This window comes from Mycobacterium sp. AZCC_0083, assembly GCF_014202335.1.
Classification (GTDB): domain Bacteria; phylum Actinomycetota; class Actinomycetes; order Mycobacteriales; family Mycobacteriaceae; genus Mycobacterium.
Genome location: NZ_JACHGP010000006.1, coordinates 21,655 through 37,197 on the forward strand (window position 1 = coordinate 21,655; position 15,543 = coordinate 37,197).

At 66.4% G+C, this 15,543-nt stretch carries 14 protein-coding genes; 13 read left to right on the forward strand and 1 reads right to left on the reverse strand.

Going from position 1 to position 15,543, the window contains the following annotated elements; genetic code table 11:
- The first annotated feature begins 129 nt into the window (after positions 1-129).
- The gene (locus HNP02_RS15735; RefSeq protein ID WP_184440001.1) at positions 130-876 is read left to right on the forward strand and encodes a transcriptional regulator; all 747 of its coding nucleotides are present in this window, start codon (positions 130-132) and stop codon (positions 874-876) included.
- 3 nt (positions 877-879) lie between these two features.
- On the opposite strand, the gene HNP02_RS15740 is transcribed toward HNP02_RS15735, so the two are convergent.
- Complete coding sequence (locus HNP02_RS15740) at positions 880-2,373, reverse strand: MinD/ParA family protein (protein WP_184440003.1); 1,494 nt, start codon at positions 2,371-2,373, stop codon at positions 880-882.
- Between the two features lie 400 nt (positions 2,374-2,773).
- Between HNP02_RS15740 and HNP02_RS15745 the strand changes: the two genes are divergently transcribed.
- The 12 genes from HNP02_RS15745 to HNP02_RS15800 all read left to right on the forward strand — a co-directional run bounded on the left by HNP02_RS15745 (position 2,774) and on the right by HNP02_RS15800 (position 15,492).
- Positions 2,774-3,931 carry an EspA/EspE family type VII secretion system effector gene (locus HNP02_RS15745; protein WP_184440005.1) on the forward strand — a complete coding sequence of 386 codons (1,158 nt, stop codon included), beginning with the start codon at positions 2,774-2,776 and terminating at the stop codon, positions 3,929-3,931.
- Positions 3,932-3,956: 25 nt separating this feature from the next.
- A complete protein-coding gene (locus tag HNP02_RS15750; RefSeq protein WP_184440007.1) occupies positions 3,957-4,274 on the forward strand; it encodes an ESX-1 secretion-associated protein in 318 nt (105 codons plus the stop codon).
- Positions 4,271-5,131, forward strand: coding sequence for an ESX secretion-associated protein EspG (locus HNP02_RS15755; protein WP_184440009.1), 861 nt, complete (start codon positions 4,271-4,273; stop codon positions 5,129-5,131). The genes HNP02_RS15750 and HNP02_RS15755 overlap by 4 nt, the downstream gene beginning before the upstream one ends.
- Positions 5,132-5,144: 13 nt before the next feature.
- Positions 5,145-5,681, forward strand: coding sequence for a YbaB/EbfC family DNA-binding protein (locus HNP02_RS15760; RefSeq protein WP_221317678.1), 537 nt, complete (start codon positions 5,145-5,147; stop codon positions 5,679-5,681).
- A complete protein-coding gene (gene eccA, locus HNP02_RS15765; RefSeq protein ID WP_184440013.1) occupies positions 5,674-7,395 on the forward strand; it encodes a type VII secretion AAA-ATPase EccA in 1,722 nt (573 codons plus the stop codon). Before HNP02_RS15760 ends, eccA begins: the two co-directional genes overlap by 8 nt.
- 4 nt (positions 7,396-7,399) lie before the next feature.
- Entirely contained in the window at positions 7,400-8,884 is a 1,485-nt protein-coding gene (gene eccB, locus HNP02_RS15770) for a type VII secretion protein EccB (protein ID WP_184440015.1), read from the forward strand.
- Complete coding sequence (gene eccCa / locus HNP02_RS15775; RefSeq protein WP_184440017.1) at positions 8,881-11,103, forward strand: type VII secretion protein EccCa; 2,223 nt, start codon at positions 8,881-8,883, stop codon at positions 11,101-11,103. Before eccB ends, eccCa begins: the two co-directional genes overlap by 4 nt.
- A 2-nt stretch (positions 11,104-11,105) precedes the next feature.
- Positions 11,106-12,884 (forward strand): type VII secretion protein EccCb, encoded by a 1,779-nt coding sequence (gene eccCb / locus HNP02_RS15780; RefSeq protein ID WP_184440019.1) that lies wholly within the window; start codon positions 11,106-11,108, stop codon positions 12,882-12,884.
- Between the two features lie 147 nt (positions 12,885-13,031).
- Positions 13,032-13,328 (forward strand): PE domain-containing protein, encoded by a 297-nt coding sequence (locus HNP02_RS15785; protein WP_184440021.1) that lies wholly within the window; start codon positions 13,032-13,034, stop codon positions 13,326-13,328.
- Between the two features lie 58 nt (positions 13,329-13,386).
- Positions 13,387-14,745 (forward strand): PPE family protein, encoded by a 1,359-nt coding sequence (locus HNP02_RS15790; protein WP_255506585.1) that lies wholly within the window; start codon positions 13,387-13,389, stop codon positions 14,743-14,745.
- An 83-nt stretch (positions 14,746-14,828) separates the two neighbouring features.
- A complete protein-coding gene (locus tag HNP02_RS15795; protein ID WP_184440023.1) occupies positions 14,829-15,155 on the forward strand; it encodes a WXG100 family type VII secretion target in 327 nt (108 codons plus the stop codon).
- Positions 15,156-15,189: 34 nt separating this feature from the next.
- Positions 15,190-15,492: a WXG100 family type VII secretion target gene (locus tag HNP02_RS15800; protein WP_184440025.1), complete on the forward strand. Its 303-nt coding sequence runs from the start codon at positions 15,190-15,192 to the stop codon at positions 15,490-15,492.
- Positions 15,493-15,543: the final 51 nt, after the last annotated feature.

Here is a 15,543-nt window from a genome sequence, read left to right on the forward strand (position 1 = left end):
GCCGGGTAGGGTGACCTGGATACTTCACAACGACACGTTTCAAACCGGATCGATGCAACGGTTCTCAACGGTGATAAACCCGGCTAATGTGGATGCGAACACTAGCGGTGCAGCACTTGAGCGGAGGGCATGTTGATCAGCGTCGACACCACTGCCGATGCTGACGATGCGTTCGAGGTAGACCCGGGGATGGTGCGCGCGGGTGCTGCCGCGGCGGCGCGACGCCGCGAACTCGACATCAGCCAGCGCAGTCTGGCCGCCGACGGCATCATCAACGCCGGCGCGCTGATCGCGTTCGAGAAGGGCCGGAGCTGGCCGCGAGAACGGACACGGGTCAAGCTCGAAGAAATTCTGCAGTGGCCGCCGGGCGCCATCGCGCGGATCAGGCGGGGCGGTTCCGTCGCGCCCGCGGAGTCCTCCGGACCGCCGGCGGGCGGCGACGAGGGCTCGCTGATCGCCCAGGCCATCGAAGCGGCTGTCAACACCCTCGGCGACACGATCGGTTCGCTGCCCCCGGTCGACGATCCGGCCTTCACTCCCAGGGTCACCGCGATCCTGACCGACCTTCGGCAGCTCGAGGCAGTGGCGGCACGCGCGGCGCGGATCGGCCGGCTAACGCCTCCCCTGCTGAAGGCGCTGAGTACCGTGCGCCGCCAGATCGACGAGCTGACCCTGCTCGGCGCAACGGCTCCGACGGCGACGCTCGGTCAGCGGCTGTACGCCGCACGACGGCGGGCGAACCTCACGATCAGCGAGACCGCTCAGGCTGCGGGCGTGCCCGAGGATGCGATCGTCGCGGCGGAGGCGGGCCAGCCGGTGGCCGCTGCCGCAGCGGAGCTGATCGAGTCGCTGATCGACCAGATCGATTGGCGCTGAACGCTAAAACCGGTCGCGGGTGCGTTCGCGGTCGTCGTTGGTCGGGAAGTGCTCGGCCAGCGCGGCCGCGATCTCGATGAACTTGCGCCGGGTCGCAGGGGACATCTCGGTGGTGCGCTCGATCACCCTGCCGGTCCGCAGGTGCCCATCGAACGGGACCTCCACCACGGCCTGACCCTGGCCGGCGAACTGCTGGGCGAGGATGGCCCTGGTGCGCTTGTCGGCGTGCCCGTCCGAGTCGTTGAGCACGACGACGGTGCGCTGCAACAGGCCGGTCAAGCCACGGTTGGCCAACCAGTCCATCGTCTGACCGGCGGCGGCGGCGCCGTCGACCCAGGGTGACGAGACCACGATCAAGGCGTCCAGATCCCGCAACACCTCCTGGGTGACGGGTGTGTCCATCGTGGAGCTGCAGTCGACGATCGAGATCGTGAAGTGGCGATCCAGACGTGCCGTGGCCTCCCGGTAGATGGCGGGGTCGAGCACGCGCCTGCGGGCGGGACTGGCCTCACCGGCCAACACGAACAGACCCGCGGCGTTGTTCCCCACCCGGCTACGCATGTCGGCGAACGTCTCGAGGTGCTGATCGCCTGCCAGCTCCCAGTACGAACCCGTCGCATTCGGGTCGACGCGGCTGCCGAGCTTGCCGAACGCCGTGTCCGCGTCGATGGCGACCACGCGGTCGTCCTGGCGCAGCTCGGCGAAGATCGACCCGATGCTTGCGGACACCGTCGTCTTACCGACGCCGCCCTTGCCCATCACGCCGATCTTGTAGTGGCCCCGCAAGACCGACTTGATCCGCGCCTCCGACTCGGCCTGCCGTAACTCCTCCGCGGACTGGCCAAGGTTGACCGCCCCGAACGTGAGCCGGTACAGCACCAGGCGCCAGCCGCGCGACGGCGGGAGCGGCTTGGCAGGGACGAGCTCGTCCCGCCTGATCCGGTCCGCGTAGGACCCGGCCGGTTGCGGTGGCTCCAGCCGGGGGTCGGGACCGAACTGCTGGGCCTGCCAGGAGGGAGGCGGCGGCCCGGGGCTCGGCGGCGGACTGGGATTCGGCGGTGCGGGTGGATTCGGCGCGCGTTGCAACTGCCAACCAGGCGGCGGCTGCTGCTGTTGTCCCCGCTGTTGCGGGTTGGGGGCTGGTGGAGGGCCCTGCTGTTGAGGAGGGTTCTGAGGTTGAGGCGAGTTCTGCTGCCTGAGGAGTCCGCCGAACTGGCCCGCGTCGGGCGGTCCATGAGGTGGTCCGTAGCGGGGTGACGGCGGGGGGAAGACTATAGGCGGGCGGTCCATCTCGCGCGTCGCGTTCGTGAGAGGTTCGGGCGGCTCTTCGGGCGGGGGCGCCGGATCGGCGGGCACGAAGTCGACGGGTGGCCGGGAGGGCAGCGGCGTCGCCGCCGGGGTGAACGTCGGCTCGACGGGTGCGGGGGGTTCGTAGTCGGATTCCTCGGGTCCGGTCCAGCCGAGCTGCCTGCGCAGGGCGTCGTCACGCTCGCTCACGGCACGTGGCTCCTTCCCGTGGAATCCAGACGATGTGGCTGCCTGCCTGGAATCAAGTATCAACCACACCGTGGCCGGCCCAATGGATCATCGCGGGGTCCGCGACCACTGTTGGCGCCCAGCAAACGTCAGTGGAGCCAGCTTGGCGGCCGGAGGTGGACTTCCGCGGGGCGATTTCCGGTGGTCGCACGTGGCACGAACCCGAGATGTGCGGCCCCGCTGCTCGATTGCCCTTCCGCAGAGCGATGGCGCGGTTTTGCCACTGTATACCCTGTTCAGTAGGGTCGATTGGGGGCCGATCGTCGCTCGATCACCCTTCAATCAGCGGTGGAATTGGTGCGTAGGGGGTCGCTGATCCGCTGGTACGCTCGCATCCGGCGAGAGGGTTCGAGGTATGGGGGTGCACGGTAAATTGAGGAGCGGTGGCAAAGCAACGCTTCTCCGCGCAGCCAATGCGCCGATCCTCACGGGCGGCCAGCTGGTGATCGCAGGGATGAAGCTGACCACGGGCCTCGGTGAGCCCGAGGACGGCGCGCGATTCGGTCAAGGTGGCGCCCGACTTCACGGTGCCGTTGCAACGCTGATGTCCGCCCAGCCCACCGAGAGCTGGTCGGGTGCGGGGGCAACCGCGTACTCGGTCACGGACGTCAAGCAGATGACGCGGACCAGGGCGATGGCCGCCGCCGACCACGAGGTGCACGGCGCGCTCGCCACCGAGGCCTTCCAGATCGACTTTCATCGGGACCGGCTCGACGGTCTGTACAACTGGCTGGCCGACGTTGGGCTCCTCACCTCCGCGCTGGGCCTCGTCCCCGGCGCTGGCCTGGGTTTGAAGGCGGCTGCCGACGCCCAAGCGGTGCTCATCGCAGTCGGCCGTAGCTCGCTGGAGTTGGACCAACTCTCATCCAAGGTCGAGGCGAACGCCGCGGCCTTGCAGCAGCTCGTCGGGCGCTACGAGAAGGTCGAGCAGACCGCGGACCTCTTCCCGGCGGTGGAAGACCAGGACCCGCCGGCGCCACTGCCTCCGCCGCCCGAACCGTCGCCGGAGGAGAAGCCCGAACGGTCGCCCGAGGACGAGTCGAAAGACCAGCCTGCCGAGGGCGGGCCACCCACGCCTCCGTCCACATCAGCGTCGGGCAGCCCGGCCCAGTTCGTCGCGTCCCCGTCACCGACGCCTCCGGCGGCCCAAGTGCCCGCCTCGCCTGCACGGTCGGCCACGGGTGCTCCGCCTGCGGGTGGAATGCCGCCCGCGGCGGTGAGCGCGGGCGCAGCTCCGATGGCACCCGCTCCCGGGATCCCGATCGGCCTGATCAAGGAGGCCGTGCTGGCGGCGCTCAAGCAGGAGGCCGAGAGGCAGTCCGCCGAGGACGAGAAGGACAAGGAAGACGGGGACGACGAAGACGAGAAGGACGAGGACGGGGCCGGTAAGCCCGACGAGGCGAATGACGACGAAGCGGCCGGCCCCGGCGAGGGTGACACGAGTCGGCTGACCACGCCGATCGCGGTTACGGTGGACTCAGAAAATCCAATCGGCCCGCCGCCGGCGCCAGGACCATAGGAAGATGGGGACGAAGGGGAATCACATGTCCGGCGATTTGCGAGTTGCGACGGCCCAGCTGCGGGAGCTGGCCGCCAAACAGCGGCAAGCGGCCACCGAGATTCGGTCGGCCGTCGAGGTCGCCGACGGTGTGGACACTTCGGTGCGGGTAACCCACGGGGTGATCTCGTGGTCGACCGCGACAGCGGTGGAGGCCGTGCAGAACGCGCGCCGCGCCGCGGGTTCTGGAATGAAGGGGGTTGCGGAGGAAGTGGCCAACAAGCTGGACGCGTCCGCAGGGGCGTACGACAGAGTCGACGGGATGGCCGGCGGCAGCCTCGGCGACCGGATGCAAACCCGATGACCGCGGCGGGCAGCGCTGGACAGGACGCCCCACACATCGATGACGTCGTCGGCGTCGAGGTCACCATCGACGGCATGCTCGTCATCGCCGACAAACTCAACGTCATGGAGTTCCCTCCATCGTTGGGGATCCGGCCCAACATTCCGCAGCTCGACCTGCGAAACGTGGTGTGGGATCAAGTGACCCGAGACCTCGTCGCGCAGGGCGTGCTGACCGTGTTCGGCGAGCCCCATCCCGAGGTCGCGGCGATGGTCGACACGCTCAGCCGCGCCGACCGCACACTCGAGGGCCGATGGTGGCGCCGCGACGTTGGCGGCAAAATGGTGCGTTTCGTGGTGTGCCGCAAGGGTTCTCGACACGTCGTCGCGGCCCGTGACGGCGAGATGCTGGTGCTGCAGCGAGTTGCGCCGCAGGTGGGGCTGGCAGCGATGGTCAACGTCGTGCTCGGATCGGCGACCCCAGCGGCGGTCGAACCACTGACCGCCCAGGCAAGCAGACTCGGCGACGCGAGGTCGGCCAATCAGCTTGCTCAGTTCGGCATCAACCAGGCCTCGGCGAAGATATACGCCGAACTCATCGCCTCCCCCAAGAGTTGGGTGGAGATCACGGCCAACGAGCGGCATTCGGGCGGCACCTATTCGCAGGCCGACGTCGCCGCGGGTGTGCTCGATTCGCACCTCGGCCGCATCGTGTCCATCCCGCGGAAGGTCAACGGCGAGCTGTACGGCAGCTTCCTGCCCGGCACGAACGAAAACCTGCAGCGTGCGCTCGACGGTCTGGTCGAGTTCCTCCCGTCGGGTTCGTGGTTCGACAAGAACGTCGACAACAACGCTGCCAACCACTCCTATTCGGACTGAGAAGGGCATTCAGCTGGTGGCCGAATCTCCGCCGCACGATCCCGAGGACGATCACGACGATCTGGCTGCTGCGTTGGACTTCTCCGCGCCCGCCGCCGAGTCGAGCGTGTCGGTGTTCGACGGGTTCGGCGACTCCACCGTGGACGACTCCACGACTTCTGACCTGCTGGATGCGCTCGATCCGCTCCCGGATGAAGCAGCAGCCGACGGACCGTCGGTGCCACTGTTCACCGTCACGAATCCACCCGGCACCGTGACCGTGACAACCTTCATGGATGGACGCGTCAACCGCATCGATCTGTCCCCGAAGGCAAACGCGATGACCGAAACGAATCTCGCAGATGAGATCGTCGTGATCGCGCGCTTGGCCACCCAGGACGCCAGATCGGCGCAGTACTCCTTCATGCTCGAGGGCATGCGCGAACAGGGCCACGACGACTACGCGACACATGACTTCCTGACCAGAGACCTCGACCTGCCGTCACCCGACCAAGCGCAAGCTGCCCGGGCTCAGGTCTTCGCCACCCGATACGCGAGTAACCATGACTGACCAATTGGCCGGACTCTTCGGAAGCGCCGTCGGCATGCTGCCGAACGCCCCCGCACGATCGCTCGAACTGTTCACCGAGATCACCACGATCGACGAGACCGCCTGCGATGGCTGGGTGGGGCGTATCCGCTGTGGTGACACCGACCGGGCGACGCTGTTTCGCGCGTGGTTTTCGCGGACGAGATTCGGCCAGCTGGCCGGCGCCGCCGAGATCTCGATGAACACCCTGAACGCCCGGGTCCCCATCGGCGGTCAGTTCGGCGACATCACCTACCCGGTGAACTCGCCGCTGGCGATCACCATGGGCTTCGCGGTGAACGAGGCCGCCGTCGGCAACCACGCCGACGCCATGGAAGCGCTCGACGACGTTCCGTCCACCGGCGCCGAGCACCTGGTGTCGTGGGTCAAGGCCGTCATCTACGGCTCCGCCGAGCGCTGGACCGACGTCATCGACGAGGTGCGGGGCGCGAGCAGCTGGCCGGACAAGTTCCTTGCCGCCGCCGCGGGTGTGGCGCACGGCGTCGCGGCCGCCAACCTCGGACTCTTCACCGAGGCGGAACGCCGTCTCACCGAATCCAACTCGTCACCGGCCGGCGAGGCGTGTGCCACCGCGATCGCCTGGAATCTGGCCATGACGCGCCGCAGCCAGGGCAACGAGGAGTCGGCCGTCGCGCTGCTGGAGTGGTTGCAGGCCACCCACGCGGAGCCGAAGGTCGCTGCGGCGCTGAAGGATCCGAACTACCGAATGGTCACCACCACGGCGGAGAAGATCGCGGCCCGCACGGACCCGTGGGATCCGAACAGCGTGGTCGCGGATACCTCGGCGCGCGACAAACTCTTGCTCGATGCGCAGGCCGAACTCGACCGCCAGATCGGGCTCAGCAGGGTCAAGGACCAGATCGAGAGATACCGCGCCGCAACGCAGATGGCGAAGGTGCGGGCCGCGCGCGGGATGAAGGTCGCCCAGCAGTCCAAGCACATCATCTTCACCGGGCCCCCTGGGACCGGCAAGACGACGATCGCCAGGGTGGTCGCCAACATTCTCGCCGGTCTCGGCGTGATCGCCGAACCGAAGCTGGTCGAGACCTCGCGCAAGGACTTCGTCGCCGAGTACGAGGGCCAGTCGTCGGTGAAGACGGCGCGGACCATCGACCGGGCCCTCGGCGGGGTGCTGTTCATCGACGAGGCCTACACGCTGGTGCAGGAACGCGACGGCCGCGCTGACCCGTTCGGCACCGAGGCATTGGACACGCTGCTGGCCCGGATGGAGAACGACCGCGACCGGCTCGTCGTCATCATCGCGGGCTACAGCGCCGACATCGACCGCCTCCTGGAGAGCAACGACGGTCTGCGGTCGCGGTTCTCCACCCGGGTCGAGTTCGATTCGTACTCGTCGGACGAGATCGTCGACATCGCAAAGGTACTTGCCGCATCCAATGACTCGACGCTCAGCGAGGAGGCGGGCAAGAGGGTGCTCGAGGCCGCCACCCTGTTGAGTCAGCGCACCCTCAACGGGAAGCCGGCACTCGACATCGCGGGCAACGGCCGATACGCACGGCAGCTGGTCGAGGCCGGAGAGCAGTACAGGGACATGCGCTTGGCCCGCTCGGTTGAATTCGACAGCCTCGGCGTCGAGCAACTCAGCGAGATCAACGGGGAAGACATGACCGAAGCCATCGATGCCGTGCACGCGCGGCTGAGCATCGTCGAGTAGAACCGTGGCCGGCTTCCGACTCACCACCAAGGTCCAGGTCAGTGGCTGGCGGTTCCTGCTGCGCCGCGTCGAGCACGCCATCGTGCGCCGCGACACCCGAATGTTCGACGACCCGTTGCAGTTCTACAGCCGGGCGGTGTCATTGGGCATCGTGCTCGCGGTGGCCGTCTGCGCCGGTGCTGTGCTGTTGGCGTACTTCAAGCCGCTCGGCAAGCGCGGTGGCGACAACCTGCTCGTCGACCGGACCACCAACCAGTTGTACGTGGTGATGGGCGGAACCAATCTGCTGCATCCGGTGTACAACCTGACGTCGGCACAACTGGTGCTCGGCCACCCGGGCACCCCGAGCGCGGTGAAGTCCGACGAGCTGAACCGGATGCCGAAGGGTCAGCCCATCGGCATCCCCGGCGCACCGTACGCCACCCCGGTGTCCACGTCCGCCAATTCCATGTGGACGTTGTGCGACACCGTCACCAAACCGGAAAGTGTTGCACCGGCGGTGAATTCATCGATCATCGTGTTGCCACTCGTCGTCGACGGTTCGGTCGGTGCCATGCGTTCCGATCAGGGTGTGCTGGTGTCCTTCCAGGACAAGGACTGGTTGGTCACCGACACCGGCAGGCACGCGATCGAATTGGGCGACCGCGCCGTCACGTCGGCCGTGGGGATTCCGGTGACGGCCAAGGCAACCCCCATTTCGGAGGGGCTGTTCAACGCGCTGCCCAACGCCGGCCCATGGCTGCTGCCGCAGGTCCCCGCCGCGGGCGCGCCGAATAACAGTGGCCTGCCTGCGAATCTGGTCATCGGATCGGTCTTCCAAACCGTGACGGATTCCGACGAACAGAAGTACGTGGTGCTGCCCGACGGGGTCGCCAAGGTCAACGACACCACGGCGGCGGCGTTGCGCGCCACCAATTCCTACGGTCTGATCACCCCGCCGTCGGTGGAGTCCAGCGACGTGGCGAAGATCGCCGAGCAGGTCTACACCTCGCCGCTACCGGACAAGCCGCTGGAGATCCAACTGCGCGAGGACGCGCCGACGCTGTGCTGGTCGTGGGAGCGAGAACCGGGTGACCAGTCGCCCCAGACCAGCGTCGTCATCGGACGCCACCTGCCGATAGGAGCAGGGTCGCTGAACACCGGAATCGAGCAGATCGGCGGCGACTCAACGGTGTTCATCGATGGCGGACAGTACGTGCGACTGCAGTCGCCGGATCCGCGCTACGGCGAGAGCCTCTACTACATCGATCCGCAGGGCGTGCGGTACGGACTGGCCGACGAGGACACCGCCAAGGCCCTTGGGCTGTCTGCGCCGAAGACCGCGCCGTGGCAGGTGGTGGGCCTGCTCGTCGACGGCCCGGTGTTGTCCAAGCAGGCAGCATTGCTCGAGCACGACACGCTGCCCGCCGATCCCAATCCGCGCAAGGTTGGCGATCCGAACGCCGTCCCGAATGCCGTTCCCGCGGCACGTCCAGGAGGTGGGGGATGACCACCAAGAAATTCACCCCAACCATCAAGCGGGGACCGCGACTGACGCCCGGCGAGATCAACGTGACCCCGCCGGACGACCTAGGCATCGACATCCCGCCGTCGGGCGTCCAGAAGATCCTGCCGTGGGTGATGGGCGGCGGCATGCTCGGGATGATCGCAATCATGATCTTCACCGGCGTGCGGCAGCTTTCGCCGTACATGCTGATGATGCCGTTGATGATGATCATGGGCACCGTCGGCTTCATGGCCGGTGGTGGGCCGGGCGGCAAGAAGGTGCCCGAAATCAATGCCGACCGCAAGGAGTATCTGCGCTACCTGTCCGGTCTGCGGACCCGCGTGACGTCGTCGGCCGCCGCGCAGGTGACGTTCTTCAATTACCACGCACCGCATCCCGAGGATCTGCTGTCGATCATCGGCACCAACCGGCAGTGGTCGCGTCAGGTCAACCACGACTTCTACGCCGCCACCCGGATCGGGCTCGGGTCAGAGGCCGCCGTCGACCGGCTGCTCAAGCCCGCCGTCGGCGGTGAACTCGTGGGCCCGCAGGCCGCACCTCAGCCGCACCTCGAACCCGTCAGCCACATGTGGTTGACCAAGTTCCTGCGCACCCACGGTCTGATTCACGACTGCCCGAAACTCGTTCAGCTGCGCACCTTCCCGACCATCGCGATCGGCGGTGACTTGGCCGGTGCTGCTGGGCTTATCACCGCGATGGTGTGCCATCTCGCGGTGTTTCATCCGCCGGACCTGCTGCAGATCCGGGTACTGACCGACAATCCGGAAGACCCCGAGTGGGCCTGGCTCAAGTGGTTGCCGCACACACAACACCAGACCGACACCGATGCCTCGGGCGCAACGCGGCTGGTGTTCACCCGACCCGACGGGCTGAGCGACCTGACCGCGCGCGGCCCACACACGGCCGACTCGACACCCAGCGGCCCCTATGTGGTCGTCATCGACCTCACCGGAGGCAAGGCCGGCTTCCCGGCAGACGGGAGGGCCGGCGTCACCGTGATCACGATCGGCAACCACCGCGGATCGACGTACCGCATCCGGGTCGACGCCGACGGCACCTCCGACGACCGACTGCCCAATCAGAATTTCCGCCTGGTGACCGACGTGACGGACAAGCTGACCCCGGCCCAGGCTGGCCGCATCGCCCGCAAGCTCGCGGGCTGGTCGATCACCGGCACGATCATCGACAAGAGCACCCGGGTGCAGAAGAAGGTTGCGACCGAGTGGCATCAACTGGTCGGGGCGCAGACCATCGAGGAAGTGACGCCCAATCGGTGGCGGATGTTCAGCGACCTCGACCACGACCGGCTTCGCATTCCGTTCGGACACGAGCTGAAGACCGGCGAGATTCAGTATCTCGACATCAAGGAGGGCGCGGAGTTCGGTGCGGGACCGCACGGGATGCTGATCGGCACCACCGGTTCCGGCAAGTCGGAATTCCTTCGTACGCTGATCCTTTCGCTCGCCGCGACGCACCATCCTGATCAGGTCAACCTGCTGCTGACCGACTTCAAGGGTGGTTCGACGTTCCTCGGCATGGAGAAGCTGCCGCACACCGCGGCGGTGGTCACCAACATGGAGGAAGAAGCCGAGCTCGTCAGCCGCATGGGTGAGGTGCTGACCGGCGAGCTGGACCGGCGGCAGTCGATCCTGCGCCAAGCGGGTATCCAGGTCGGTGCGGCAGGTGCGTTGTCGGGCGTCGCCGAGTACGAGAAGCACCGCGAGCGGGGCGCCGACCTGGCGCCGCTGCCGACCCTGTTCGTCGTCGTCGACGAGTTCGCCGAGCTTCTGCAGAACCACCCCGACTTCATCCAGTTGTTCGACCGGATCTGCCGCGTCGGCCGATCGCTGCGCGTGCACCTGCTTCTCGCGACGCAGTCGCTGAACACCGGCGGCGCTCGCATCGACAAGTTGGAGCCCAACCTGACGTATCGCATCGCACTGCGGACCACGAGTTCGGCCGAGTCCAAGATGGTGATTGGAACGCCTGAGGCGCAATACATCACGAACAAGGAGAGCGGCGTCGGCTTCTTGCGGGTCGGCATGGAGGATCCGGTGAAGTTCCACAGCGTGTTCACGGGTGTGAACTACGTGCCGACGCCGGTGGACGACGGCGGCGAGGTGGTGCCGAAACACGCCCCGGTGAGCAAGGTGCGGATCCGCCAGTTCACCGCGGCGCCGATCGCGGAGGCGGTGACCTAAATATGACCACCGAATCCGAACAGCGGGTGTTGCGCGAGGTCGTCCTCGAGCAGCTGACCACGGGTGAAATCCGTGCGTATCGGATGTGGCTGCCACCGTTGACCGACCCGACGCCGGTCGACGAACTGGTGGAGCGCGACCACCATCAGCTGTTGCGTTTCGGTCTTGGCATCATGGACGAACCGCGCAGGCACAAGCAGGAGGTGTGGGGCGTCGACGTCTCGGCGGCCGGAGGCAACATCGCGATCGGCGGCGCGCCGCAGACCGGTAAGTCGACGTTCTTGCAGACGATGATGCTGTCGGCCGCGTGTTCGCATACGCCGCGTCAGGTGCAGTTCTACTGCATCGACCTCGGCGGCGGCGGACTGATGTATCTGGAGGACCTGCCCCACGTGGGCGGCGTCGCGACGCGGTCCGAGCCAGACCGAGTGAACCGCATGGTAGCGGAGATGAAAGCCGTTCTGCGCCAACGCGAAGCGCTGTTCAAGCAGTACCGCGTCGGCTCGATCGCAATGTACCGCCAACTGCGCGACGACCCGAATCATCCGGCGTCGGCGGACCCGTTCGGCGACGTCTTCCTGGTGATCGACGGATGGCCCGCGTTCGTCTCGGAATTCCCCGACCTCGAGCCAGTGGTTCAAGACCTGGCAGGACAGGGACTGGCGTTCGGCGTGCACACGGTGATTTCGACGCCGCGCTGGACGGAATTGAAGTCCCGGATTCGAGATTATCTCGGAACCAAGATCGAATTCCGCCTCGGTGACATCAACGAGACGCAGATCGACCGCATGACCCGCGACATCCCGGTCAACCGGCCTGGCCGCGCCATCTCGATGGAGAAGCACCACCTGATGATCGGGGTGCCACGCCTGGACGGCGTGCACAGCGCGACGGACCTGGTGCCCGCGATGACCGCCGCAGTCCAGCACATCGGATCCCTGCACAACGACGAGGCGCCGAAGATCAGGGTGCTGCCCGACCGCATCTACCTTCGCGAGCTCGACCCGACACCGCCGGGCTCAGACTCCGATTACCGCACCAGGTGGACGATCCCTCTTGGCATCCGCGAGGCCGACCTGTCGGTGGCCTACAGCGCGATGCACACCTCGCCGCACTTGCTGATCTTCGGGGCGCCGAAGTCGGGCAAGACCACCATCGCCCACGCCGTCGCACAGGCGATCTGTGCACGGAACAACCCGGCGCAGGTCAGGTTCATGCTTGCCGACTACCGGTCGGGTCTGCTGGACGCCGTTCCGAAGAGCCACCTGCTCGACGCGTTCGCGATCAACCGAAACAACGCGACTCTCGAGGAAGCAATCAAGGCGTTGGCGGCGAATCTGCAGGTCCGCCTGCCGCCGGCGGATCTCACCACCTCGCAGCTACGGTCGCGGTCGTGGTGGAAGGGGCCCGAGGTGGTCTTGCTCGTCGACGACTGGCACATGGTCGTGGCTGCAGGTGGCCCGTTCGGACCGATGGCACCGTTGACGCCGCTGTTGCCCGCGGCGGCCGACATCGGGCTACACATCATCGTCACCTGCCAGATGAGCCAGGCGCAGCGAGCGTCGCTGGACAAGTTCGTCGGCGCTGCCTACGGGGCGGGTTCGCCGACGCTGTTCCTGTCCGGGGAGAAGATGGACTTCCCGACCAGTGAGTTCAAACTGAAGCGGCGACCTCCTGGCCAGGCACTTCTGCGGTCGCAGGACGGCAAGGAAGTCATTCAAGCGGCCTACGTGGACCCCCCCGAAGAAGAAGTGTTAGCACCACCCCTTACGGACCGGTAGAATTTTCTCAGACGTACAGCAACGCTTCTGGCAACTCGCCAGCAAAGGGATCGGGGGATCGATTCCACGGGGGAGCAAGCAACCGCTCCAGCACGGGTCTTGGACCCTCCATGCAGTATTTTCGAAATATGTAAGGAGTAACGGCAAATGCAACCCTTGGAGCACAACCCAGGCGCCATCGGAGTCGGATCTCAGGTTGTCGCAAATGGTGCGCGTGGTTTGGCGACCGGCACGGCGGCGACCACCGAGGCCAGCGCATTGGTCCCCGCAGGTGCTGAGGAAGTCTCGGTGCAGGCCGCCATGGCGTTCGCGACAGAAGCGCTCGAAGTCAATGCGCTGAATGCCTTCGCTCAGGAGGAGTTGGCACGCACCGGCGCGGCCTATATCGAATCGGCCGCGATCTACACCGCTGTCGACGGCTCGAGCGCCGCGGCTCTTTCTTAAATGACATTCGTGTCGTAATAACAACAAGTCGACCTAAAAGGATTGAGCCCAGCAAACTATGTCCGCAGTGCCCGCAATGTTGGCGATGTTCTATGGAGCATTGCCACCAGAGGTGAACACAGCCAGGTTGATGGCTGGAGCCGGCGAAGCGCCGATGTTCCAGGCAGCAGCCGGCTGGGAGACCCTTGCGATCTCACTGGAGACACAGGCCGAGGAGCTCGCGGCAAGCCTCGTGGCATTGCAGAGCTCGTGGCAGGGCACGGCCAGCCAGCAGGCCGTGGAGGCCACCACGCCGATGGTGGTCTGGTTGCGCACCACGGCGTTGCAGGCGCAAAAGCGGGCGATGCAGGCCATTGCGCAGGCGAACGCGTACATGATGGCGGCAGTCACCACGCCACCAATACCTGAGATCGAGATGAACCACATCACGCACGGGGTGCTGGAGGCCACCAACTTTCTTGGGGTCAATACAGCGCCGATCGGGGTCAACGAGGCCGACTACTTCGTCCGGATGTGGAATCAGGCCGCCGCCGTGATGGAGGCCTATCAGGCCGAGACCTCCATGAACACGGTGTTCGAACCGATCCCGCCTGCGCAGCCCATCGTCGTGCCTGGCGTCGGCGAAGCTGGGGCCGCGATGGCGATCGGCCAGAACGTCGCGATGATGGGCGGCGCGATCATCCGTGAGGCGACGTTTGCCTCGGTCACGGCCCAGGGCACCATGCAGATCGTCGGAATGACGGCCGGTGGTGCAGTCAACGCGGGAAACAACGTCGCGACTGGCGCCAAGGACGCCGCGCAAAGTGCACAGAACGCCGGACAGCAGACGGGTCAACAGCAGGGTAACGCGCAGCAGGGTGTTCAGATGGCGACCCAGATGGTGTCGCAGATGGGCTCCATGGCTGCGCAGGTGCCCCAAACACTCGGCCAGATGGTGACGCAGCCCGTGCAGCAGATGAGCCAGCCGCTGCAACAGGTCACCCAGATCTTCAGCCAGATGGGTAGCGGTTTCGGCTCCAACAACGGTGCTCAGATGGGTCTGATCGGCGCCAGCCCAATGTCGAACCACCCATTGGCGGGTGGTTCGGGAGCAAGTTCGGGGGCGGGGTTGGTACGGGCCGCGTCGTTGCCAGGCATGGGTGGTTCGTCCACCCGCACGCCGTTGATGTCGAGCCTCGTCGCCCAGCCGACCGAATCGAGCCCCAGCGCATCCCCGGTGGCGATGGTTCCTGGTGCGGCAGCGGGTGGCAGCGGTGCCGGGTCTGCGCCGGTCAACAACTCCGGTGGCGCAGGCGGCGGCCCGGTGGGCGGCGCCGGTCACGGCAGCAAGGGCGGCGGCGGGAGCTCCAAGACGGGGCTGCTCGCGCCGACACTCCTTCCCCAGGATCTGGGCGAGGACGAGGAAGACGACTGGTAGTCGTCGACACAAGACTTCCCGGCCCAGGGGGGCTGGAAGACTCGCCATTCCCTTGGTGAGGACACAAGAGAAAGGTACGAGAAATGTCCGACAGTGGATCAGGGTTAGCCACAGACTCTGCCGTCCTCATTGCTGAGGCCAGCAACTTCGACACCATCTCGACGGGGCTTCAGGGCGTCATGGGAGCGATCGACGGGACCCAGGGCGCCATGTCTGTCGCCTTGGTAGGCCAGGCCGGCACCGCCGCACACGCCGCGTTCGTGCGGTACCAGGAGGCAGCTCAGGTGCAGAAGGCCGCGCTGGACGAGATCGTGACCAACCTTCACGGCGGCGGTGTGACGTACGACCAGCACGATGGCGAGCAGAGTGGACTCATCGGCCAGACCGTGAACCTGGGCATCCACGGCTGACCACGACAACCAATCAACGGAATCGGAGAAGATCATGAGTTCAGCACAGGTATGGCAATTTGGCGTGATCGAGACGCTCGCCATGGAGATCCACGGTCACTCGGTAACGGTGAACGGCCTGCTCGACGAGGGCAGCGCCGGCCTCGCCAGGCTGGTCGCAGCGTGGCACGGCGATGGACAGAGTGCCTACGCCGCGCTGCAGACGAAGTGGAACAATGCGTCCACCGAACTGAATGCGGCGCTGCTCAATCTCGGCCAGACTATCCAGGAAGCGGGTATGCAGATGGCCAGTGCCGACAAAGGTGTCGCAGGCACCTTCGGCGGCGGCGTCGTCTAGCCAATCGAGCACCGAGGTGGGCGGGATGGTCGAATACCGCTCCCGCCCACC